The sequence below is a fragment of the Acidovorax sp. SDU_ACID1 genome (assembly GCF_045291395.1).
Classification (GTDB): domain Bacteria; phylum Pseudomonadota; class Gammaproteobacteria; order Burkholderiales; family Burkholderiaceae_C; genus MR-S7.
In genome coordinates this window covers 228,617-251,111 of record NZ_CP152342.1, presented here as the reverse complement: position 1 = coordinate 251,111, position 22,495 = coordinate 228,617, and the positions used below count along the sequence as shown (strand labels likewise).

The 22,495-nt window shown below is 70.1% G+C and carries 22 protein-coding genes and 2 pseudogenes; 1 reads left to right on the top strand and 23 read right to left on the bottom strand.

Annotation, left to right across the window (positions count from 1 at the left end; all coding sequences use genetic code 11):
* Nucleotides 1-22: 22 nt before the first annotated feature.
* From ccmB to AAG689_RS01045, 16 genes are all read right to left on the bottom strand, one after another.
* On the bottom strand, nt 23-679 hold the full coding sequence (ccmB, locus tag AAG689_RS01120) for a heme exporter protein CcmB (RefSeq protein WP_406624421.1): 657 nt from the start codon (nt 677-679) through the stop codon (nt 23-25).
* Nucleotides 673-1,335 carry a cytochrome c biogenesis heme-transporting ATPase CcmA gene (gene ccmA / locus AAG689_RS01115; protein ID WP_406624420.1) on the bottom strand — a complete coding sequence of 221 codons (663 nt, stop codon included), beginning with the start codon at nt 1,333-1,335 and terminating at the stop codon, nt 673-675. The genes ccmB and ccmA overlap by 7 nt, the downstream gene beginning before the upstream one ends.
* Nucleotides 1,322-1,963, bottom strand: a complete 642-nt coding sequence (locus tag AAG689_RS01110; protein WP_144425130.1) for a cytochrome c3 family protein — start codon at nt 1,961-1,963, stop codon at nt 1,322-1,324. Before AAG689_RS01110 ends, ccmA begins: the two co-directional genes overlap by 14 nt.
* Before the next feature lie 25 nt (nt 1,964-1,988).
* Nucleotides 1,989-2,474, bottom strand: coding sequence for a nitrate reductase cytochrome c-type subunit (locus tag AAG689_RS01105; protein WP_034691799.1), 486 nt, complete (start codon nt 2,472-2,474; stop codon nt 1,989-1,991).
* A 15-nt stretch (nt 2,475-2,489) separates the two neighbouring features.
* Entirely contained in the window at nt 2,490-4,979 is a 2,490-nt protein-coding gene (gene napA, locus AAG689_RS01100; protein WP_406624419.1) for a periplasmic nitrate reductase subunit alpha, read from the bottom strand.
* Entirely contained in the window at nt 4,960-5,247 is a 288-nt protein-coding gene (locus AAG689_RS01095; protein WP_406624418.1) for a chaperone NapD, read from the bottom strand. Before AAG689_RS01095 ends, napA begins: the two co-directional genes overlap by 20 nt.
* 34 nt (nt 5,248-5,281) lie before the next feature.
* On the bottom strand, nt 5,282-5,458 hold the full coding sequence (gene napE, locus AAG689_RS01090; protein ID WP_020230794.1) for a periplasmic nitrate reductase, NapE protein: 177 nt from the start codon (nt 5,456-5,458) through the stop codon (nt 5,282-5,284).
* A gap of 147 nt (nt 5,459-5,605) precedes the next feature.
* Nucleotides 5,606-5,950 carry a bacteriocin gene (locus tag AAG689_RS01085; RefSeq protein WP_406626258.1) on the bottom strand — a complete coding sequence of 115 codons (345 nt, stop codon included), beginning with the start codon at nt 5,948-5,950 and terminating at the stop codon, nt 5,606-5,608.
* 106 nt (nt 5,951-6,056) lie between these two features.
* Nucleotides 6,057-7,442 (bottom strand): phospholipase D-like domain-containing protein, encoded by a 1,386-nt coding sequence (locus tag AAG689_RS01080; protein WP_406624417.1) that lies wholly within the window; start codon nt 7,440-7,442, stop codon nt 6,057-6,059.
* The gene (locus AAG689_RS01075) at nt 7,439-8,791 is read right to left on the bottom strand and encodes an ATP-binding protein (RefSeq protein WP_406624416.1); all 1,353 of its coding nucleotides are present in this window, start codon (nt 8,789-8,791) and stop codon (nt 7,439-7,441) included. Before AAG689_RS01075 ends, AAG689_RS01080 begins: the two co-directional genes overlap by 4 nt.
* Nucleotides 8,788-9,447 (bottom strand): response regulator transcription factor, encoded by a 660-nt coding sequence (locus AAG689_RS01070; protein ID WP_406624415.1) that lies wholly within the window; start codon nt 9,445-9,447, stop codon nt 8,788-8,790. The genes AAG689_RS01075 and AAG689_RS01070 overlap by 4 nt, the downstream gene beginning before the upstream one ends.
* A 50-nt stretch (nt 9,448-9,497) precedes the next feature.
* Nucleotides 9,498-10,958 (bottom strand): DegQ family serine endoprotease, encoded by a 1,461-nt coding sequence (locus AAG689_RS01065; protein ID WP_406624414.1) that lies wholly within the window; start codon nt 10,956-10,958, stop codon nt 9,498-9,500.
* A gap of 144 nt (nt 10,959-11,102) precedes the next feature.
* Nucleotides 11,103-11,507 carry a hypothetical protein gene (locus AAG689_RS01060; protein ID WP_406624413.1) on the bottom strand — a complete coding sequence of 135 codons (405 nt, stop codon included), beginning with the start codon at nt 11,505-11,507 and terminating at the stop codon, nt 11,103-11,105.
* Between the two features lie 32 nt (nt 11,508-11,539).
* Nucleotides 11,540-12,916: an ATP-binding cassette domain-containing protein gene (locus AAG689_RS01055; protein ID WP_406624412.1), complete on the bottom strand. Its 1,377-nt coding sequence runs from the start codon at nt 12,914-12,916 to the stop codon at nt 11,540-11,542.
* Between the two features lie 271 nt (nt 12,917-13,187).
* Nucleotides 13,188-13,547: an arsenate reductase (glutaredoxin) gene (arsC, locus tag AAG689_RS01050; protein ID WP_406624411.1), complete on the bottom strand. Its 360-nt coding sequence runs from the start codon at nt 13,545-13,547 to the stop codon at nt 13,188-13,190.
* 10 nt (nt 13,548-13,557) lie between these two features.
* Nucleotides 13,558-15,168 carry an ABC transporter permease gene (locus AAG689_RS01045; protein WP_406624410.1) on the bottom strand — a complete coding sequence of 537 codons (1,611 nt, stop codon included), beginning with the start codon at nt 15,166-15,168 and terminating at the stop codon, nt 13,558-13,560.
* A gap of 98 nt (nt 15,169-15,266) precedes the next feature.
* Here AAG689_RS01045 and AAG689_RS01040 point away from each other — a divergent pair, with 98 nt between their 5' ends.
* Nucleotides 15,267-16,331 (top strand): ABC transporter ATP-binding protein, encoded by a 1,065-nt coding sequence (locus tag AAG689_RS01040; protein ID WP_406624409.1) that lies wholly within the window; start codon nt 15,267-15,269, stop codon nt 16,329-16,331.
* Nucleotides 16,332-16,350: 19 nt separating this feature from the next.
* On the opposite strand, the pseudogene AAG689_RS01035 reads toward AAG689_RS01040, so the two are convergent.
* From AAG689_RS01035 to AAG689_RS01005, 7 genes and pseudogenes are all read right to left on the bottom strand, one after another.
* Nucleotides 16,351-17,523, bottom strand: a pseudogene (locus AAG689_RS01035) (Yip1 family protein); the annotation flags it as partial.
* A 166-nt stretch (nt 17,524-17,689) separates the two neighbouring features.
* Nucleotides 17,690-18,429: pseudogene (locus tag AAG689_RS01030) on the bottom strand (lysophospholipid acyltransferase family protein).
* 164 nt (nt 18,430-18,593) lie between these two features.
* Nucleotides 18,594-19,889: a dihydroorotase gene (locus AAG689_RS01025; protein WP_406624408.1), complete on the bottom strand. Its 1,296-nt coding sequence runs from the start codon at nt 19,887-19,889 to the stop codon at nt 18,594-18,596.
* Nucleotides 19,890-19,956: 67 nt separating this feature from the next.
* Nucleotides 19,957-20,919, bottom strand: a complete 963-nt coding sequence (locus tag AAG689_RS01020; protein WP_020230808.1) for an aspartate carbamoyltransferase catalytic subunit — start codon at nt 20,917-20,919, stop codon at nt 19,957-19,959.
* Nucleotides 20,920-20,921: 2 nt separating this feature from the next.
* Complete coding sequence (gene pyrR / locus AAG689_RS01015; protein WP_406624407.1) at nt 20,922-21,419, bottom strand: bifunctional pyr operon transcriptional regulator/uracil phosphoribosyltransferase PyrR; 498 nt, start codon at nt 21,417-21,419, stop codon at nt 20,922-20,924.
* Nucleotides 21,416-21,835, bottom strand: a complete 420-nt coding sequence (gene ruvX / locus AAG689_RS01010; RefSeq protein WP_406624406.1) for a Holliday junction resolvase RuvX — start codon at nt 21,833-21,835, stop codon at nt 21,416-21,418. The genes pyrR and ruvX overlap by 4 nt, the downstream gene beginning before the upstream one ends.
* Entirely contained in the window at nt 21,832-22,443 is a 612-nt protein-coding gene (locus AAG689_RS01005) for a YqgE/AlgH family protein (RefSeq protein ID WP_406624405.1), read from the bottom strand. The genes ruvX and AAG689_RS01005 overlap by 4 nt, the downstream gene beginning before the upstream one ends.
* Nucleotides 22,444-22,495: the final 52 nt, after the last annotated feature.

Below are 22,495 nucleotides of genomic sequence, written 5' to 3'. Positions count from 1 at the left end.
CGAGGGGGCGGGCTCTTTTGCATCATTCCATTGCCAGGCGAAGCGCGGCGGCGGTGGCCCAGGGACCCAGGAAAACGGCCAGCGACAGGCATGCGCCCAGCAGGCTCAGCTGCGGCGCGGCGGAAAGCCCCTGCTGGCTGGCAGCCACGGCCGCGCAGCCGAACACCAGGGGCGGGACGGACATCGGCACCATGATGAGCGCCAGCAGCACGTGGCTGCGCAGGCCCAGCGTCAGCGCGGCGCCCAGCGCGCCCACCAGCGTCAGCACGGCAGTGCCCAGCACCAGGGCGGCGACCAGGGTGCCCACGGCGCCTGCGTCCAGCCCGTATTGCAGCGCCATCAGCGGCGCCACGAGGATCAGCGGCACGCAGGCAACGCACCAGTGCGCGAGGGTCTTGGCCGCCACCAGCCCGGTCAGGCCGGCCGGCGCCAGCAGCCACTGCTCCAGGCTGCCGTCGGCCAGATCGGGCTCGAACAGGCGGTTCAGCGAGATCAGCACCGCCAGCAGCGCAGCCACCCAGATGACGCCGGGCGCGATCGCTCGCAGCAAGGCCGCGTCGGGCCCGACCGCCAGGGGAAACAAGCTGCCCACGAGGATGAAGAACAACAGCGCACTCATCGCCTCGGAGGGGCACCGCTGCGCGCCCAGCAGTTCGCGCTTCAGGACCGGGATCAGCATGCGGCGGCGCCCGCCTGGGCATCCAGATCGACCGTGCGCAACGCCGAAGCCGGCACGCCCAGCGGCCGGTGCGTGGCCACCACGGCCGCCCCACCGCGCTGCAGGTGTTCGGCGAGGCGGGCATCCAGCAATCGTGCGCCCTCGTCGTCCAGCGCGGCGCAGGGTTCGTCGAGCAGCCACAAGCCGCACTGGCGCGACCAAACGCGCGCCAGCGCCAAGCGGCGGCGCTGCCCTTGCGACAGGCGTCGCACCGCGTGGTGGGCCACGTGTGCCAGCCCCCAAGCTTGCAGGGCCTGCGCGGGCTCGCACGCCGGGCCGCCCTGCAGATGCTGGAAGAAACGCAGATTCTCGGTCGCGCTCAACTCGGCGCCCAGCGCATTCTGGTGGCCCAGGTAGGCCATGTGGCGGGCGTAGGCCGCGTCGCCCCGGGCGAGCGGCGCGCCCTGCCAGTAGAGCGTGCCGCCCGATGGCGCAGCCAGCCCCGCGAGCACGCGGATCAGCGTGGTCTTGCCGCTGCCGTTGGAACCCCGCAGCTCGACGAGCTGCCCGCGTCCGGCCTTGAAGCTCACGTCCCGCACGAGCGTGCGGCCGCCCCTTCGGCACTGCAGGCCCACGGCGGCGAGTTGTGCAATGTCCTGCCCGCTAGGACTTGGCATCCGGCTGGGGAACCTTCTGGCCCGGGGTATCGGTGGGTGCATCGCCCGGCGGAATGTGCGGCAGGCGGTGGGCGATCCCCTTGTGGCAGTCGATGCAGGTCTTCTCCTTGTTCGCGAGATAGGTCGAGTGCATGTTCTGCGCCCGAACGCTCTGGCGGGTGAAGTCCATCGAATCGTAGTTGTGACAGTTGCGACATTCCAGCGAATCGTTGGCTTTCAGGCGCGCCCATTCGTGCTGCGCCAGCTCGAGCCGCTTGTCCTGGAATTTCTCGGGGGTGCTGATCGTCCCGAAGATCTTCCCCCACACCTCCTTGGAGGCCTGCATCTTGCGGGCGATCTTGTCGGTCCAGTTGTGCGGTACGTGGCAATCGGAGCAGACGGCCCGCACACCCGAGCGGTTCGTGTAGTGGATGGTGCTCTTGAGTTCCGCGAACACGTTGTCCCGCATCTCGTGGCAGCCGGTGCAGAACTTCTCGGTGTTCGTGAGTTCCATCGCGGTGTTGAAGGCGCCCCAGAAGAGCACGCCGCCGATGAAGCCGCCGATGGTCAGGAACCCCAGGCTGAAATGGACGCTGGGCCGGCGGATCACCAGCCAGTAGCGCTTCAAAAGGTTCAATGCTTTGTTCACGGCATCACTCCGCACGGGCTGGCCGTCATTTCTGCTTCCCGCTCTTTTTCAGCTCGCGCTGGATCACGGTGTCGACGTCCTGGAAGGTATTGTTCACGATCGGGCGCACGTTGTCCTGCGAGACGTGGCACTGCATGCAGAAATACCGCCGCGTGGAGATCTGGCCCAGCACGTTGCCGTCGCGGTCCATGTAGTGCGTGATGCTCACCGGGATCGCCTGCGAGACATCGGTCCTGCCCCGCGCATGGCAGTCCATGCACTTGTTGAAATTCTTGTCCACCTGGTAGCCGTCCACCCGATGCGGAATCACCGGGGGCTGCATGGCGTAGTTGCGCGTGCGCCGCAGGTCGTCGTTGACGGAGTTGCCCAGCACCGGCGGCTTGGTGGTCTCCAGGATGGGCGTAGGGCCGCGCGCCGCGTCGGTGAACGTGCGCGCCGGCTGCTGCTGCGCTACCGCCAGGCCGGCAGCCATGCATAGCACCAGCACCATGTGTCGAAGGATCGATTTCATTGCACAGCTCCTGCGTCAGACCTTGGTGATCTTGACCGCGCACTTCTTGAAGTCCGTCTGCAGCGAGATCGGGTCGGTCGCGTCCAGCGTCACCTTGTTGATCAACTGGCTCGCATCAAACCAGGGCACGAAGACCAGGCCGCGCGGCGGCTTGTTGCGGCCCCGGGTCTCCACCCGGGAGCGCATCTTGCCGCGGCGGGATACGATCTCCACCTCGCTGCCGCGGCGCACGCCCAGCTCCTTGGCGTCTTCCGGATGCATGTAGCACAGCGCATTGGGCACCGCCCGGTGCAGCTCGGGAACGCGGCGCGTCATCGAGCCCGAGTGCCAGTGCTCCAGCACGCGGCCCGTGGACAGCCAATACGGGAACTCGGTGTCCGGCGCTTCGGCCGGTGGCTCGTAAGGCAGGGCGAAGATGTTCGCCTTGTTGTCGGTGTTGCCGTAGAACTGGTAGCCCGTGCCGGCCTTCACGTAGGGGTCCGTGCCTTCGCGGTAGCGCCACAGCGTTTCCTTGCCATTGACGACAGGCCAGCGCAAGCCGCGCACCTTGTGGTATTCGTCGAACGGTGCCAGGTCGTGGCCATGGCCGCGGCCGAAGGCGGCGTATTCCTCGAAGAGTCCCTTCTGGGGATAGAAGCCGAAGGCCTTCGCCTCGCTGTTGTCGTAGTCGGGAGAGACATCCGCCAGCGGGAACTTGTCCACCTGGCCGTTACGAAAGAGCACCTCGAACAAGGTCTTGCCGCGCACTGCCGGCTTCTTGGCGATGAGCTCCTCGGGCCAGACCTCCTCGATCTTGAAACGCTTGGAAAACTCCATCAGCTGCCAGAGGTCGGAACGCGCCTCGCCCGGCGCGGTGACCAACTGGTGCCAGAAGTGGGTGCGCCGCTCCGCGTTGCCGTAGGCGCCCTCTTTTTCCACCCACATCGCGGTGGGCAGGATCAGGTCGGCCGCCACGGCGGTCACCGTGGGATACGCATCCGAGACGACGATGAAATTGTCGGGATTGCGGTAGCCCGCGTAGCCCTCGTGCAGGTTCGCGCCCGCCTGCATGTTGTTGTTGACCATGACCCAGTAGGCATTGAGCTTGCCGTCCTTGAGCATGCGGTTCTGCAGCACGGCGTGGTAGCCCGGCTTCTCGGGGATCGTGCCCTCGGGCAGCTTCCAGATGTGCTCGGCATGCGCGCGGTGCTTGGGGTTGGTGACCACCATGTCCGCGGGAAGGCGGTGCGAGAACGTACCCACCTCGCGCGCCGTGCCGCAGGCCGAGGGCTGTCCGGTGAGCGAGAACGGGCTGTTGCCCGGCGTGGCGATCTTGCCGGTCAGCAGGTGGATGTTGTAGACGAGGTTATTCGCCCATGTGCCGCGCGTGTGCTGGTTGAAGCCCATCGTCCAGAACGAAACCACCTTGACCTTCGGGTCCGCATACAGCTCGGCCAGCGCCAGCAGGCGGTTCTTCGGCACGCCCGTCAGCTTGGCGGTGTAGTCGAGGTCGTAGGTGGAGACGAACTTGGCGTAATCCTCGAACGTGATGGGCTTGGCACCGTTGGGGTCGCCTGCATTCTTTGCGGCCTGCTGCAACGGATGCTCCGGGCGCAATCCGTAGCCGATGTCGGTATTGCCGGCCTTGAAGTTCGTGTGCTTGTCCACGAACTCCTTATTCACGCGGCCCGTGGAAATGATGTGGTGGGCGATGAAGTTCAGGATGGCCAGGTCCGTCTGCGGCTTGAACGTCATCTGGATGTCGGCCAGCTCGTAGGACCGGTGCTCGAACGTGGAGAGCACCGCCACCTTCACGTTGGGGCCGCTCAGGCGGCGGTCGGTCACGCGCGTCCACAGCACGGGGTGCATTTCGGCCATGTTGGAGCCCCACAGCACGAAGGCGGTGGCGGCTTCGATGTCGTCGTAGCAGCCCATCGGCTCGTCCATGCCGAAGGTGCGCATGAAGCCCGTGACGGCCGAGGCCATGCAGTGGCGCGCATTGGGGTCGAGGTTGTTGGAGCGGAAGCCCGCCTTCATCAGCTTCGATGCGGCATAGCCCTCCCAGACCGTCCACTGGCCGGAGCCGAACATGCCGACCGCCGTGGGCCCCTTCGCCTTGAGCGTCTTCTTGAACTGCTCGGCCATCACGTCGAAGGCCTTGTCCCAGGAGACGGGCTGGAACTCGCCGTCCTTGGCGTACTGGCCGTTCTTCATGCGCAGCAGCGGCCGGGTCAGCCGGTCTTCGCCGTACATGATCTTGGACAGGAAGTAGCCCTTCACGCAGTTCAGGCCGCGGTTCACTTCGGCCTGCGGGTCGCCCTGCGTGGCCACCACGCGGTTGTCCTTCACCGCCACCGTGACTCCGCACCCCGTGCCGCAAAAGCGGCAGGGCGCTTTGGACCAGGTCAGCTTGGAAGCCTCCGCCGCCGCATGGCCTCCCTGGGCCTGGGCGATGGGAATGCCAGCGACAGAGCCTGCCGCAGCCGCGGCGGATTGCCGCACAAAATCACGTCGGGTACTCGACATTCGTTATCTCCTTGTTCATGGCGTCGAGCGGCTCGACGTGCTGGTACACCATCGCCACATTGATCACACCGTCAATGCGTTGGATCGCCTCAACGTGGTCCAGGATCGCGGACGCGGAAGGCGCCTCGAGCGTGACGACGCGCTTGCCATTCGGGTCGGATCCGTGGATGTGGGCGCCAGGCAGCGCGGCGATGGCCGCATCGGCACCTTCGGCCCGGCGTGGCTGCACATGGACAACCAGGCTGGTGATGTGAAGTTCTTCGGTCATTGGCTGGCGCATGGCTGGCTTCGACGAGGCCGGTTCAGCTACCGGGCGGGCCGGCGAACATCTGGTAGATCCAGACAGCGAACCCGTAGCCGGCAACCACCAGCACGGCCAGAATGGGGACCATCACTCCAGCGAGGAACAGGAAACTCCGCGCCTCCTCCTGACGTGTCGATGGGCCCGTATCGATGGAATCGGCAGAGTTTCTCGGCATCTTTCCCCCTGATGAAAATCAATTCTAAGTCCCTAATTGACGCGTGTTAAATCCCGCATCAGAACACTTGATTCACATCAAGAAAACTGGGCGAATAGCAGGCAACTGCCCCTTGCGATAGCCGCCAGGGCAGGCTTTCTGCCGGGCTCAGTTCTTTTTACCGGTATCGCCGCGAAGGGGCTCTTTCCCGGCAGCCTGGCCTTCGTCGCCCGTCAGCTTGCCCGCAGCCGCGCCGCCCAGGGCACCGGCGACGCCGCCCAGTGTGCCGCCGACCAGCACGCCCAGCGGCCCCCCGACAGCGACGCCAACGGCAGCTCCGGTGGCAGCCCCGGCCACCATGCCGCCGCCCATCAGGGTCGAATGGGATTCCCGCTCCTGCTCCTCGGCCGACAGGGGCAATTGCGCCGCCGGCTCCGGGTCCTGCGACGGTACGCCGTGGCCAGGACGGGCCTGCTCGGCCAGATCCGGGTCGATCGGCTGTTCGTGGGGGATGGCATGGTGTTCATGGCGCGCTCCTTGTGAATGGACGAACCTTTTCTACCGCCCACGGGGCAAGGCGCTGCGCCCTCCAGAGGGCCGTCCGGGTGTCGGACAAAGCCTAGAGCTGAAAGCCCACGGCCCGCACCACGCCCTCGGCGATGTCGCGCATCCAGGAGGGGCGGCGCGCATGGTAGGGCTGCGCGGCGGCGATCTGCTCCTCGCACCATGCGGACAGCCAGCCGACCTGCTCCTCGCCATAGAACGCCGTCATGGCCTCGTAGTTGAGGAAAAGGCTGCGCGCATCGAGGTTGAGCGAGCCGGCCAGGGCCAGGCCGTCGTCGACCAGCACAGCCTTGGCATGCACCATGGCCGGGGCCAGCCAGATGTGCGCGCCGGCAGCGGCCAGCGCACGCAGGGCGCGCTCGCGGGCGATGTCGGCCAGACGGTGGTTGGAGCGCTCGGGCACCAGCAGGCTGACCTGCACGCCGCGGCGGCAGGCCAGGCACCAGGCGTCGAGCAGCGCGTCGTCGGGCACGAAATACGGCGTGACGGCCACGATGCGCCGCTGCGCATGGTAGGCACCGGCCAGCAGCAGCGCATGCACGGTGTCGTCGGCATGGTCCGGGCCGCTGGGCAGCCACTGGGCCAGCGGCCCGCTGTCAGCCTCCTGCACCGGCGGCGCGACCGTCTTGCGCATGCGGCGCAGCAGGCGGCCGCTGGCGGTGCGCCAGTCGGTGCCGAACTGCAGGTGGGCCTGGGCAGCCACGGGGCCTTCGACCTCGTAGCTCAGGTCCACCCAGGCAGGGTGGCCTGGCCGGTCCATGAAGTATTCGCAGGCCAGGTTGCGCCCGCCGCTCCACAGGCGCTGCCCGTCGGCCACAACGAGCTTGCGGTGGTTGCGCAGATTGGTGCGCCCGCGCAGGGGGTTGTGCAGCAGGGGCATGAAGCGGCGCACCTGCACGCCCTGGCGGCGCAGCGCGCGCAGCATGCCCGGCGGCGTGCGCATGCTGCCCACCGCGTCCACCAGCAGGCGCACGGCGACGCCGCGCCGCACGCACTCCAGCAGCGCACGCGCCACCTGGGCGCCCACCGCGTCGTGGGCGAAGACGTAGGTGCAGACATCCAGCTGGCGCCGGGCCGATGCGATGGTGCCCAGCAGCCCCTGCAAGGCCTCGCTGCCGTCGGCGTGCATCACGATGCGCTGGCTGCGCGCGGCCGGTGCCACCTCCATGCAGGCCAGCAGCTGCGCGGCCCAGGGCGGGCCGCCCTCGCTGGCCGGCCGCCCCGGCTGGCGCCGCGCGGGCCGTGCGAACTTGCGTGTGCCGAACAGCAGGAACAACGGCACGACGAGGTAGGGGAACGCCACGATGCCCAGCACCCAACCCACGGCGGCCGAAGGGTGGCGGCGCTGGTGCCCGATGCGCGTGCCCATGACGTAGACCAGCAGCCCCACGGCCACGAACACGGCATGGCCCAGGCCGGAGAGCACGGCCACGCGGATCATGCGGCGCCCTCGCCTCCCAGCGGCAGATGCACTTCGGCGCGCAGGCCGCCCAAGCGCGGCGCGGTGCCCAGCGCCAGCCGTGCGCCATGCAGGCGCGCGATGGCCTCGGCGATGGCCAGGCCGAGGCCGCTGCCTTCCGCCTGCGGCGCACCTTCCGCGGGCGCGCGGTGGAAGCGCTGCAGCACGCGCTCGCGCTCGGCGGGCGGGATGCCGGGGCCGCTGTCGTCCACCGCCAGGACGAGGTGGCCGGGCGCGCGCAGCACCTGCACGTCCACCGTGCCGCCCTCGGACGTGTACTTGATGGCGTTGTCGATGAGGTTGCGCAGCAGGATGGCCAGGGCCTGCGCGTGGCCGGGCACGGTGGCGTGCTCGGCCTGCGCGTCGAGCGGTGCCAGGCCCAGGTCGATGGCGCGCGCCTGCGCTGCGGGGGCGGCATCCGCCACGGCCTGGCGCGCCAGTTCGGCCAGCGCCACGGACTGCACGGGGGCGCCCGCGGCGGCCTGCGCCTCGTGCCGCGCCAGGGCCAGGAGCTGCTCCACCAGGCGCGTGGCGCGGTCGATGCCGGCGGACAGGCGCTCGGTGGCGTACTCGCGCGCGGCGGCGTCGGGCGCGCGCTGCAGGGCCTGGGCCTGCAGCTTGAGCGCGGCCAGGGGTGAGCGCAACTCATGCGCCGCATCGGCCACGAAGTGCTGCTGCGCCTGGAAGGCCTGCTCCACGCGCGCCAGCAGCAGGTTGAGTTCGTCCACCAGCGGGCGCACCTCGGCGGGCAGGCCGGCGCCATCGACGGGCGCCAAATCATCGGCGCGCCGCTGCGCGACCTGGCGGCGCACGCGCTCCACTGGCGCGAGCGAGCGGCCCACGGCCCACCACGCGGCCAGCGCCAGCAGCGGTGCCATGAGCGCGATGGGCACGGCCGTGCGCAGTGCCAGCGTGCGCGCCATGGCGCGGCGCACGGCCATGTCCTGCGCTACCTGGATCACCTGCAGCGGCGTCTGCACCGACAGCACGCGGTAGGTGCTGCCGCCCGCGCGCACGTTGGCGAAGCCCAGCACGGCGCGCTGCGGCAGCGCCAGCCCGCCGTTGGATTCGTAGATGCGCACGCCATCGGCAGACCAGACCTGCACCACGAATTCGGGGCTTTCCTGCCCCTGCACCAGCGGGCCGTAGTCGCCCGGCGGCAGCGCCGGCAGGCCGGGGCGCAGGGCCTGGGCCATCTGCTGCATGTGGTAGTCGAAGATGGCGTCCGCCTCGGCCAGCGCCGCGCGGTACGACAGGCCCGCCTGCACCAGCACGCCGAGGGCGATGGCGGCCAGCAGGGACAGCAGCAACCGGGCGCGCAGCGACTTCATGGCTTGGGCACCATGTAGCCCACGCCGCGCACGTTGAGGATGAAGCCCGCGCCCAGCTTCTTGCGCAGGCCGTGGATGTAGACCTCCACGGCGTTGCTGTTGATCTCGTCGCCCCAGCCGTAGAGCTTGTCTTCGAGTTGCGCGCGCGAGAGCACCACGCCGGGGCGCGCGACCAGCGGCTCCAGCACCGCCCATTCACGCGCCGAGAGCACCACAGGCTGGCCGTTCACGCTGGCCTCGCGCGTGGCTGGGCACACGGTCACGCCGTGCAGCTCGTAGGCCGGCTCGGCCCGCCCGGCCGCGCGGCGCGTGAGGGCGCGGATGCGCGCGAGCAGTTCGTCCAGGTCGTAGGGCTTGAGCAGGTAGTCGTCGGCGCCCGCGTCCAGTCCCTGCACGCGCTGGGCCACGGCATCGCGCGCGGTGGCGATGAGCACGGGCGTGCGGTCGCCGCGCGCGCGCAGGGCGCGCAGCACGTCGAGCCCGTCGCGCCCGGGCAGGCCCAGGTCGAGCAGCGCCAGGTCGTACCGCTGCGCGCGCAGCGCGGCATCGGCCTGCAGGCCATCGCGCACCCAGTCCACGGCGTGGCCTTCGGCGCGCAGCAGGCCCTGCACGGCCTCGCCGATCATGGCGTCGTCTTCAACCAGCAGCAGGCGCATGGCGCAGGGGCAGGACAAGGCATGCCGCCAAGCATAGCGGCACGCCCCGGTCAGCCAAGTCGGACGGGAACGAAGATGCGCTCGCCGTCGCGCATCACCAGCAGCGCCACCGACTTGCCCGCCTTGGCCACCACGCCGCGCACCTGCGCCACGTCGCGCGCGGGCGTGCCGTTGACGGCCAGCAGCACGTCGCCGCCCTGCACGCCGGCGCGGGCGGCGGGGCCGCTGGCCTGTTCGATCAGCAGGCCGCCTTCCACGCCGGCTTCGCGTTGCTCACCTGGCTGCAAGGGGCGCAGGGCCAGGCCCAGGCGGCCTTGGCCGGGCGCAGCGTCCGCACGGGCCTGTGCCGGGGGCTTGTCGGCGGCGTTGCCCAGCGTGGCGGTGACGTCCTCGCTGCGGCCGTGGCGCCACACCTGCAGGCGCACCTGCGTGCCGGGCGCCGTCTGGCTCACGAAGGCCGGCAGGTCGCTGGAGGAGACGATGGGCTGCCCGTCCACGCTGCGGATCACGTCGCCCGAGCGCAGGCCGGCCTTGTCGGCGGGGCCGCCCTTTTGCACGTCGGCCACCAGCGCGCCCTGGGGCTTGTCGAGGCCGAAGGAGTCGGCCAGGGTCTGATTGACCTCCTGCACGGTGACGCCCAGGCGCGCGTGGCTGGCGTGGCCGGTGGCCAGGATCTGGTCCTTGACGCGCGCGGCCACCTCGATCGGGATGGCGAACGACACGCCCTGGTAGCCGCCCGAGCGGCTGTAGATCTGCGAGTTGATGCCCACGACCTCGCCGCGCGCGTTGAACAGCGGCCCGCCCGAGTTGCCGGGGTTCACGGCCACGTCGGTCTGGATGAAGGGCACGGCGCTGTCGTCGGGCAGCGCGCGGCCCTTGGCGCTGACCACGCCGGCCGTGACGCTGTTCTCGAAGCCGAAGGGCGAGCCGATGGCCAGCACCCATTCGCCCACGCCCAATGCGCGCGTGCTGCCGAGGTGCACCGTGGGCAAATCCTTCGCGTCGATCTTGAGCACGGCCACGTCGGTCTGCGGGTCGGCGCCCAGCACCTTGGCGCGGAACTCGCGCCGGTCGGTGAGCTTGACGGTCACTTCGTCGGCGTTCTTGACCACATGGGCGTTGGTGAGCACCACGCCGTCGGGGCTGACGATGAAGCCCGAGCCCTGGCCGCGCACGGGAACATCGCGCGGTGCCTGCATGCCCTGCGGCATGCCGAAGCGGCGGAAGAATTCCTGGAACGGGTCGGCGGGCCCGTCGTCGTCGCCCTCGGCCAGCGCCGTGCGCTGCGTGCCGCTCACGCTGATGTTGACCACGGCGGGGCCGTTCTGCGCGGTGATCTGCGCGAAGCCGGGCAGTGCCTCGCCACCGGGCTGCGCCAACGGCACGGCTGCGGGCTGCGCCACGGCCTGCGCCTGGCGGCTTGTCACCAGGCCGGCGCCGGTGGCGCCGAGCGCACCGGCGGCCACCAGCGCCAGGATGAGTCTGCGGGGGGTGGATGCAAGGGTGTCCATGGTCTGCCTTTCCTTGTGCAAGTGATGCGATGGCAGGCAGTGTGCGCGGCCACGCTTAAGGCAGACTTAGACCCATTACTATCAAAAAAATAGCTGCCTGCGCTTGATGGACAAGCGCTGGCAGCCAATTCGATGCTTATCGCTTCAGAACGCAGCTTCGAGCGCAGGCAGCGCCAGGCGCGCCTTGGTCAGCGCCATGCCCAGATTGGCGGTCTTGCGGCAGACGAACACGACCACGTAGTCGGGGTTGATCTTGCCGCGCAGGAACACGTGGATGAGGTTCTCGCTGTTGACGATGACTTCCTGGAAATAGTGGAAGCCGTCGTCCTGCAGGCCGCGGGCCTTCTTGAACAGGCGCTCGATCATGCTCACGTTGGGGCCGGCGAACATGTCGGCCGTGGCGGCGGCGAGCAGGTCGATGACCTGCTGCGGGTGCGAATCCACCGTCTTGAGCGCCAGCAGCATGCCGGAGGAGATGTCCACGTAGCCGGCGGCCACGCACTCGGGCACCGTGCTGGCGGCATGGTTCAATGCATTCTCGAAACTCATCGGGCTGTCCCTCCATTACCGTGGGTAGATAGTTAAACGATCTTCTGCAAGATCATGTTTTCGTAGCTCTGCAGGAACGTCTCCTGCTCGGCGTTCTGCACGTAGCGCGGGTCGATCAGGCGCACCCGGCGCAGTGCCTCTTGCGCGGTCAGCCCCGCCCGCACCCACCACGCGGCCAGGACAACGCCGGTGCGCCCCCTGCCCGCGAGGCAATGCACGGCCAGCACTTCGCCGCGTTGGATGAGCCCCTCCATGCGCTTGAGCAGCATCTGGATCTGCGCCAGGGTGGGCACTTCATGGTCGTAGATGGGCAGGTGCAGGTTGGCCAGGCCGTGCTGGCGCAGCACGTCGCCGGGCAGGTCCCGCTCCGTCAGGGTGATGAGCATGGTGATACCCATGCGCTTGAGCGCCACCAGGTCGTGGTGGATGTCGTTCACCGCGCCCGGCAGCGGCGCACCGGCGATGCGGCCGGGCTCCAGCCAGGCGAAGCCCAGCGGCGCATTCACGGGCTGCGTGGCGGGCGGCACGATGCCACCGGCCAGCAGGGTCGGCGCAGGCTCCGCCTTGGCCTCGGCCACAGCCTGCAGCACGCTGGCGGGCACGTGCTGCAGGGCGGGCGGCGGGGCCACATCTTCGGCCAGGGTGTCGGGATCGGCATCGAGCGAGGGCACCGAGCAGCTGCCGGTGCGCACGAACTGCATGCCCGCCTCCGACTGCGGCGCGGTCAGGAAGTCCTCCATGGCCCGCGCCTCCTGGACGCGCCCTCCGGCCAGCAGCAGCATGTGGTCCGCCAGCTGCGCGGCATGGCGCTGGTTGTGCAGCACCACCAGCAGGGTGCTGGTGCGGGCCACCTCGCGCAGCAGCTCGAGCAGCACGTAGGCGTCGTAGTCCGAAAGGTTGGAGGTGGGCTCGTCCACCATCAGCAGCGGCGGCTCGCATGCCGCCTCGCGCAGGATGGCCACGGCCCGCTGCTGCAGCGGCGGCAGGTCGAGCACCATCGCGTCCAGCGACTGGGCCAGCTCGGGCACGCCCATGCGGCGCACGAGGCTCGTGCACCACTCGCGCAGTTCCAGGGGCGACAGGCGCAGGGATTCGCGTACCGGCCCGGCCAGCGCATCGAGCACGGTAGCACCCATGACGCGCGCGGCCTGCTGCACCAGCCCCGGGCGCGGCCCCTCGCCGAGCGGGCGGCCGTCGTACGTCACGCTGCCCCAGCTGCGAAAGCGCGGATGCTCCTCGTGCAGCCCGGCCAGCGTGCGCACCAGCGCCGATTTGCCCGAGCCTGACGGCCCCAGCAGCGCCGTCACGCCCCCGCGGGGCAGCGCGAAATCCAGGTCCGCCAGCACCATCCTGGCGCCGAATGCCACGCCAAATCCCGCGACCGTGAGGCACTGCTGCGTGCTATCCATCCATCCGTCCTTGGGTTCCAACCAACCGGCTGCCAATGCAGCGGGCACATAGGGAAAACCCCGGATTCTAGGGACGCACTTATGTGAGGCAAGTCAAAGACGGCTGGGCCGCCGGTAATCGCTCATAAACCTACACCAAGGGAAACAATATGTGTCTAGTCTTGACGAATATGACGCAGATGTGTCTCGACGTACGGCAAGGCACAGGCGATTCGCTCCATTTTCCATAGCTGCCAGCGCTTATCCAGAAAGCGCTGCAGGCCATTTTGGCTCAAATCCCCTGGAGCAGCTCCAGCACCCGCTCGGGTGGGCGGCACAGCAGCGCGCCGCGGGGCGTGACGACGATGGGGCGGTTGAGCAGCACCGGGTGGCGGGCGATGGCGGCGATCAGCTCCGCGTCGGTGCGCTGCGGGTCGCCCAGGCCCAGCTCCTGGTAGGCCGCCTCCTTGCTGCGCAGCAGGTCGCGCACGGGCACGCCCAGGCGAGCGACCAGCGCGGTGAGCCGGGCCTCGTCCAGCGGCTGGGCGATGTAGTCCACGATGGCGGGCTCGATGCCGCGCTCGCGCAGCAGCGCCAGGGCGCCGCGCGAGTTGCTGCAGCGGGCGTTGTGGTAGATGGTGATGTCGGTCATGCGCCGCAGCTTACCGGGACGAAGCGCGCAGCGTGCGGCTGAGCAGGATCACCGGCACCAGCCCCACGGCCACCAGCGCCAGCGAGGGCAGCGCCGCCTCGCCCAGGCGCTCGTCGCGCGCGAGCTGGTAGGCCACCACGGCCAGCGTGTCGCTGTTGAAGGGGCGCAGCACCATGGTGGCGGGCAGCTCCTTCATCACGTCCACGAACACCAGCAGCGCCGCCGCCGCGGTGGAGCGCCGCAGCAGCGGCCAGTGCACGCGCGCCAGCAGTCCCCAGCTGCCCACGCCCAGCATGCGCGAGGAGTCGTCCAGGCTGGCGGGGATGCGCGCATAGCCGCTTTGCACCGACTGCAACGCCACGGCGCAAAAGCGCACCAGGTAGGCCCAGACGATACCCACGGCCGTCGCCGTGATGAGCGCGGGCAGCCCCCATTCGGGCGCCGCCGCCTGCAGCCAGCCCACGGGCAGCAGCAAGCCCACGACGATCACCGCGCCCGGCACCGCGTAGCCCAGGCCCACGAGCTGCACCGCGGCGCGCGTGGCCGCGTCCTTGCGCCGGCGCACCGCGAAGGCCAGCGCCACGGCGATGGCCACGGCCAGCACGGCGGTGATGGCGCCCAGCCGCACGCTGTTGCCCGCCCATTCCAGGAAGCGCGTCCATGGCAGGACCGACCAGTCGGCCGCCAGCGGCCGCAGCATGAACAGCACCGGAGCCACGAAGCCCATGGCCATCGGCAGCAGGCACACCAGCCACGCCAGCGCGCAGTGCCCGCCCGCCAGGCGCGTGGGCTGCGCCTCGGCCGAGCCCGCGCGGCCCACGCCGCCCGTGGCGAAGCGCATGCGCCGCTGCGCGCGCAGTTCGAGCTGCAGCAGCACCACGACCAGCGCCAGCAGGAAGGTGGCGAGCTGCGCGGCTGCCAGCCGGTCGTCCATCGACAGCCAGGCCTTGTAGATGCCCGTGGTGAAGGTCTGGATGCCGAAGTAGCTCGCCACGCCGAAATCGGCCAGCGTCTCCATCAGCACCAGCGCCACGCCCGCCGCCACGGCCGGGCGCGCCAGCGGCAGCGCCACGCTGCGGATGCGCCGCGCGGGCGAAGCGCCCAGCAGACGCGCGGCCTCCATGAGGTGCGCCGCGCGCTCGCCCAGGGCGGTGCGCGCGAGCAGATAGACGTAGGGGTAGAGCGAAAAGATGAACACCCACACCGCCCCGCCCAGGCTGCGCACCTCGGGCAGCAGCCGTCCTTCCAGCCCGAAGGCAGCGCGCATCCACACCTGCAGCGGGCCGCTGAACTGCAGGAAGTCGGTATACGCATAGGCCGTCACATAGGCCGGCATGGCCAGCGGCAGCAGCAGCAGCCATTCCATGGCGCGCCGCCCGCGGAAGTCGAACAGCGTCACCGCCGCCGCGCAGGCCGTGCCCACCACGGCTGCGCCCACGGCCACGGCCAGGCCCAGCCACAGCGTGGTCCACAGGTATTCGGGCAGCACGGTGGCCGCCATCTCGCGCAGGATGGCGCCGGCCTGCGCGCCGTCCGCGCCCAGCGGCAGCCAGGCGCCCAGCAGGGCCAGCACCGGCAGGGTGAGCAACAGGACGAGCACCGCCAGGGGTGCGAGACGCAAGGCGCGGAGGATCAAGGGAGGGGAGGCAGCCGCGAAGGATGCGGCCGTCAGGATGCAAATGGGAATGATTCTACGCAACTGCACCCTAGAATCCGGCCATGTTCCTCGAAGTCTCCCAGCTCGACGTGCGGTATGCCAACCGCCCCCAAGCCGCCGTGCGCGGCGTGACCCTGGGCCTGGCGGCCGGCGAGATCGGCGTGCTGATCGGCCCGTCGGGCTGCGGCAAGACCACGCTGCTGCGCGCCGTGGCCGGGCTGGAGCCCGTGTCCGCCGGCGAGATCCGCCTGGAGGGCGACGTCGTGGGCGCCAGCGGCCGCAGCGTGCCGCCCGAACAGCGCCGCATCGGCATGGTGTTCCAGGACTATGCGCTGTTCCCTCACCTGAACGTGGGGCGCAACGTGGCCTTCGGCATCCACGCGCTGCCCGCCGCCGCCCAGGCCGAGCGCATGCGCGAGGTGCTGGCCCTCGTCGGCCTGGAGGGCAGCGAGGCGCGCTTTCCGCACGAGCTTTCGGGCGGCCAGCAGCAGCGCGTGGCACTGGCGCGCGCGCTGGCGCCGCGCCCGCGCCTGATGCTGCTGGACGAGCCGTTCTCCAACCTGGACGTGGACCTGCGGGAACGCCTCGCGCACGAGGTGCGTGCCATCCTCAAGGCAGCGGGCGCCACGGCGCTGTTCGTCACGCACGACCAGCTGGAAGCGTTCGCCATCGGCGACCGCATCGGCGTGATGGAAAGCGGCGAGCTTCACCAGTGGGACGACGCCTATGCGCTCTACCATCGCCCCGCCACGCGCTTCGTGGCCGACTTCATCGGCCACGGCGTGTTCGCGCCGGCCCGGCTCGTGCAGCAGGGCGGCCACGTGGTCGCGCACACGCAGCTGGGCAACCTGACGGACATCGACGGCTGCCCCCTGCCCTCGCGCTACCCCGGCGGCGAATGCGACATCCTGCTGCGCGCCGACGACGTGGTGCACGACGACGCGGCGCCCGTGCAGGCGCGCATCGTGCGCAAGGCGTTCAGGGGGTCGGAGTTCCTCTACACGCTGGAGCTGGCCAGCGGCCTCATCGTGCTGGCCCACGTGCCCAGCCACCACGACCACGCGCTGGGCGAGTGGATCGGCATCCGGCCGCAGGTGGACCACATCGTCACATTCCCGCGCGCTTGAAGGCGGCGGGCAGCGCCCGTCAGGAAGTGCCCTTGCGCTGCAGGTTTTCCAGCGCCGGCAGGTCGATCAGGCCCATGAGCGCCTGCACTTCCTTGATGGCCATGTTCTGCGCCTCGACGGTGACGATCACGCCGTTCCCGAGCACCACCTTGAACTCCGACTGGCTGCCATCCTTCTCGTAGCTCTGCTGCAGCGTGCGGCTGCCCTCCTGCCACGTCTTCTCGACCGAGGTTTCGGTCTCGTGCTCGGACTGCATCTTGCCGGCGAGCTGCGCCAGCTGGCCCAGCCCGCCCGCGTCCACGATGGACACGCGTACCAGGGCGTCGCCGCGGCCGTATTCGGCGCTGGCCTGGCTCGTGGGCAGGCCCATCGCGGCGCCGTCGTGCGCCTCCAGGCCCGTGCGCGGCAGGCCGCCCAGGGTGCCGGGCAGCGCCGCCTTGAGCGACTGCACCGCCACCGCCTGCCCGCCTGCGGCGCCCATGGCTGCGACCATGGCCTGCGCGGCGGCAGCCGCGGCCTGGTTGGCATCGCCGCTTTTCTGCGCCTCTTCCATGCGGCGCGCGGCCTCTTCCATCTTCTTGCCCGCCGCCTCCAGGCCCGCCGCGCCCTGCCCGGCGGCAACTGCGGGCGCCTGGCCCGCACCGCCCCACATGGCAGGGCCGCTGGGCGTGAAGAGCGATCCCAGCGCGCCAATCACCACGCCCAGCACGATGGCCGCCACGACCACCACCGCCGTGTAGGGCAGCGAACGCTCCGGTGGGTTGCGCATCAGCACGGGCAGGCCCGCGTACAGCAGGTACAGCGAGTAAAGCGCCGCCACGAGCCCCAGGATTGCCATGGCCGGCAGCAGGGCGAATACGCCGCCGAGCAGGGCCGCGGTGCTCGCATAGACCGCCAGCTTGAGCGCCTGGATGGGGCTGGGCGTTCCGCCGAAGGTCGGGGCCAGCGCGTTGATGACGAGCGCCAGCAGGTACACGCCGACCAGGCTGAGCACGTACGACACCACCATGTTGGCCAGCCCCGCCAGCACGGGCACGCGGAACGTGAAGCCGAAACCGCCCACGCCGATCAGGGACATGCCGATGAAGCCGCAGACGGCGGGGATCGCCGCGAGGATCATCAGGTAGCCGGTGTACAGGCCGGCCGGCGTGGCCGCCTCTGCGGCAATGGCGGCCCACGTCTCTTTTGGTTTGAGCAGAATGTCCTTCGCGCGCTCGATCACATGCATGGTGCCCTCTCTCCGTTGAACGGTATGGAAAGCGCGCAACGTTACTGCAAACCGTTGACACTTCCGTGTATGTAACAGCGATTTACACGCAGATCTGTTGAATATGTCGGCTTTTCGCGGGCGATGCGGCTCAGCTGCGGCGCAGCGCATCGACCGCGGCGTGCAGGTCCTGACTCCACGCGCGGCGGTCGCGCCCCCGGACTGCTGGAGGGCGCCGAAATGCACCACGGCGGCCAGCGGCGGCGCCATGAGGGTGCGCCAGACCGAGCCCACCAAGGTCTCGTCGCCGATGTAGCTGGGCGCATGGCTGGTGGCGCCCGTGCGCCGGTCCACGAAGCGCAGGCCCACGGGCTGCACCGGCGCGCCAGCCGCGACGGCGGCCTGGATCAGGTTGGCGTGGAAGGGCAGCAGCGTGCGCCCGTCGCCCGTGGTGCCCTCGGGGAACACGGCCAGCACCTCGCCCGCGTGCAGCGCATCGCGCATGCTGCCGACCATGCGCAGCGCATCGCGGCGCGATGCGCGCTCGATGTAGAGCGTGCCCGCGGCCGTGGCGAGCGTGCCCACGATGGGCCAGGCCTGCACATCGGACTTGGAGATGAAGCGGCAGTAGCGCGCCGCGTGCATCACGGGGATGTCGAGCCACGAAAGGTGGTTGGCCACGAGCAGCACCGGCCCGTGGCGCGCCGGCTCGCCGTGCACCCGAAGCGTGATGCCCGCGCAATGCAGCAGGCCCAGCGCCCAGGCCTGCACACGGGCCTGCTGCTGCTCGGGCTCCATGCGCGGAAAGCGCAGCAGCACGACCAGCAGCCCATGCAGCGCGTGGACCAGCAGGCGCAGCACCCGCCATGAGGCCCGCAGTCCGCGCAACATGGATCAGGGCTCCCTCAAGGTATCCAAGCATCCACCGGGAGCGTATCTCCGGGCACTCGGCAGGCCAGCGGGTGCCGTGGAGCGGGCTTGGCCCGGCCACTGGCACCGTCCCCCTTCCCGCAGGAGAAGGGGGAAGCGGCGCAGCCGCTCAGGGGTTGTCCCATTCACCCGCGCTCGAAGGCCAGCTGGCCGCCGACCAGGGTGCAGCGCACGCGGCCCGGCAGCTCGTAGCCCGAGAACGGCGTGTGCTTGCCCTGGCTGGCCAGGGCGCCGGCCTCCACCGTCCAGTGCGCCGCGGGGTCGACCACGCACAGGTCGCCCACGCCGCCTTCCACGATGCGGCCCACGCTGGCCTGCAGCGTGCCCAGCGATGCGCCCAGCACGCGCGCGGGCTCGGCCGTGACCACGGCCAGCGCGCGGGCCAGCGGCACGCCCGCATCGCGCGACCACTTGAGGGCGATGGACAGCAGCAGCTCCAGCCCCGTCGCCCCGGGCTCGGCCTCGGCGAACGGCAGGGTCTTGGCGTCCTCATCGACGGGCGTGTGGTCGGAGACCAGCGCGTCGATGGTGCCGTCGGCCAGCGCGGCGGCCAGCGCATCGCGGTCGCGCTGCTGGCGCAGCGGCGGCGTGAGGCGCGCACGGCTGTCGAAGTAGCCGATGTCGGCATCGGTGAGCAGCAGCGAGTGGATGCTCACGTCGCAGCTCACGTTCAGCCCCGCGGCCTTGGCCTGGCGTACCAGGTCCACGCCCGCGGCGCTGGACAGGCGGCACAGGTGCACGCGCGCGCCGGTGGTCTTGAGCAGCTCGAAGATGGTGTGCAGCGCGATGGTCTCGGCCGCCACCGGCACGCCGGACAGGCCCAGGCGCGTGGCGAGCGGCCCGCTGGCGGCCACGCCTTTGCCCAGGTGCAACTCCTGCGGGCGCAGCCAGACGGTGTAGCCGTAGGTGGCGGCGTACTGCAGCGCGCGCTGCATCACCTGGGTGCTGGCCAGGGGCACGTCGGCCTGGCCGAAGCCCACGCAGCCGGACTCGGTGAGTTCGGCCATCTCGGTCAGCACCTCGCCGGCCAGCCCGCGCGTGAGCGCGCCCAGGGGGAACAGCCGCGCCTGGTGCAGCTTCTCGGCGCGGAACTTGAGCATTTCCACCAGGCCGGGCTCGTCGAGCACCGGGTCGGTGTCAGGCGGGCAGACCAGGCTGGTCACGCCGCCCGCGACGGCCGCCGCCATCTCCGATTCGAGCATGCCTTCGTGCTCGTAACCGGGCTCGCGCAGGCGCGCGGCGAGGTCCACCAGGCCGGGCAGCACGAGGCAGCCGCCGGCGTCGATCACGCGGTTGGGCGTGAAGTCCTTGGGGTCGCGGTCCACCGCGATGATGCGGCCCGCCGCGAGGGCCACGTTGCACACCTTGTCGAGGCCGCTGGCGGGGTCGATCACCCGGCCGTTCTGGATGAGTATTTTCATGGTTTCAAGCCAAATTGGCTGCCAGCGCTTACTGAGAAAGCGCGAGCAGCTATGAAAATAATAGTCTTCAAGCCTCGTTCCCGGCGACGATGGACATGACGGCCATGCGCACCGCGATGCCGAAGGTGACCTGCGGCAGGATCACGGCCTGCGGGCCGTCCACCACGGCGGAGTCGATCTCCACGCCGCGGTTGATCGGGCCGGGGTGCATGACGATGGCATCGGGCTTGGCGAGAAGCAGCTTCTCGGGCGTGAGGCCGAAGCTCTTGAAATACTCCTGGCTGGACGGCAGCAGCGCGCCGCTCATGCGCTCGTTCTGCAGGCGCAGCGTGATGACCACGTCGCAGCCCTTGATGCCCTCCTCCAGGCTGTGGAACACGCGCACGCCCATCTGCGCCAGGTCGCCGGGCACCAGCGTGCGCGGGCCGACCACGCGCACCTCGGCCGCGCCGAGCGTGGTGAGCGCATGGATGTCCGAGCGCGCCACGCGCGAGTGCAGCACGTCGCCGACGATGGCGACCGTGAGGTTGCTGAAGTCCTTCTTGTAGTGCCGGATGGTGTACATGTCCAGCAGCCCCTGCGTGGGGTGCGAGTGCCGCCCGTCGCCCGCGTTGACCACGTGCACGTGCGGCGCCACGTGCTGCGCGATCAGGTAGGGCGCGCCCGATTCGCTGTGGCGCACGACGAAGATGTCGGCGGCCATGGCGCTCAGGTTGTCGATGGTGTCGAGCAGCGTCTCGCCCTTGGCGGTGGAACTGCGCGCGATGTCCAGGTTGAACACGTCGGCCGACAGGCGCTTGGCCGCGATCTCGAACGTGGTGCGCGTGCGCGTGCTGTTCTCGAAGAACAGGTTGAACACGCTCTTGCCGCGCAGCAGCGGCACCTTCTTGACCTCGCGCTCCTGCACGCTCACGAAGTTGGCGGCGGTGTCGAGGATGTGCGTGACGATATCGCGCGGCAGGCCCTCGATGGACAGCAGGTGGACCAGCTCGCCGTTCTTGTTGAGTTGGGGGTTGCGCTTGTACAGCACCGTCAGACCTCTTTGATGTCGAAGTGGAAGGCGCCGCCCTCGGTGCGGGCAAGCGACAGCGATTGGGTGGCCGGCAGCGCGACGCGCGCGGCGGCGAACTCGGCCGCCACGGGCAGCTCGCGCCCGCCGCGGTCCACTAGCACCGCCAGGCGCACGCGGGCCGGGCGGCCGTAGTCGAACAGCTCGTTGAGCACGGCGCGGATGGTGCGGCCGGTGTAGAGCACATCGTCGAGCACGAGGATGTCGGCGCCGTTCACGTCGAACGGCAACGTGGTCTGCGTGCTCGCGGCCAGGCCCCGGCTGGCGAAATCGTCGCGGTGCATGCTGGACGACAGCACGCCCGCGCTGCCGGGCAGGCCCAGATCCTTCTGCAGCCGCTCGGCCAGCCACGCGCCGCCCGAGGCGATGCCCGCCAGTTGCGTATCCGGCCCGCGCAGCGCGCGCACGCCGCGCAGCAGCTCGGCGTAGAGCGCCTCGGCGTCCAGCGTCAGGTAACTCATGGAAGACTCCTCAAAAACTGTTCCAGGATGATGCAGGCAGAGGCCGCGTCGGCGTCCCGCGCGCCTTGCGCATGCGCCTCGGTGGTGCTGTAGCGCTCGTCCACCTCGAAGACCTGCAGGCCGAAGCGCCCGCGCAGCTGGCGCGCGAACTTCTGCGCGCGCGCCGTGTTCTCGTGCGGCGCGCCGTCGGGATGCAGGGGCACGCCTACCACCAGCGCGTCGGGCTGCCACTCGCGGATGCGCTCGGCCACCTGGGCGAAGCGCGCATCGCCCTCGGCGCGGATCGTGGCCTGCGGCGTGGCCGTGCGCAGCATACGCGTGCCAACCGCGACCCCGGTGCGCTTGAGTCCGAAATCGAAGGCCAGGAAGGATTGGAAGTGCGCGGGGAGGACGGCCGGGGCAGGCTGGCCGCTCATGCACGCCCCGCTTCGGGCGACAGCATCCACGCCTGCAGCCCCAGCAGGCCCAGGGCACGGTCGTAGCGCTCGCCCACGGGGGTCTCGAAGATCACTGCCGGGTCGGCGCCCACGGTCAGCCAGCTGTTCTCGGCCAGTTCGGATTCGAGCTGGCCCTCGCCCCAGGACGAGTAGCCCAGCGTGACCAGCACGCGCCGCGGCCCGGCGCCGTGCGACAGCGCCTCCAGCACGTCCTTGGAGGTGGTCATCTCCAGTCCGCCGGGGATGGCCATGGTCGAGGCGTAGGCGGAGTCGTCCGCCTCTTCGTCGTCCGACGCGGCGGCGGCGCGCATGGAATCGTGCAGCACGAAGCCCCGCTCGGTCTGCACCGGCCCGCCCTGGAACACGGGCTCGCGCGTGAGGTCCTTGCGCCCGAGCGACAGGTCCACCTTCTCGAACAGCCCTTCCAGGCTGATGTCCATGGGCTTGTTGATGATCAGGCCCAGCGCGCCGCGCTCGCTGTGCTCGCACAGGTACACCACGCTGCGCGCGAAGGACGCATCTTCCAGCCCCGGCATGGCGATCAGGAAGTGGTGCGTCAGGTTCATGGGCGCGGACTCGGCAGGCATGGCCCGATTTTAGGGCCTGCGCCGCGGGGCCCGGCGAAGGCCCCGCGGATGC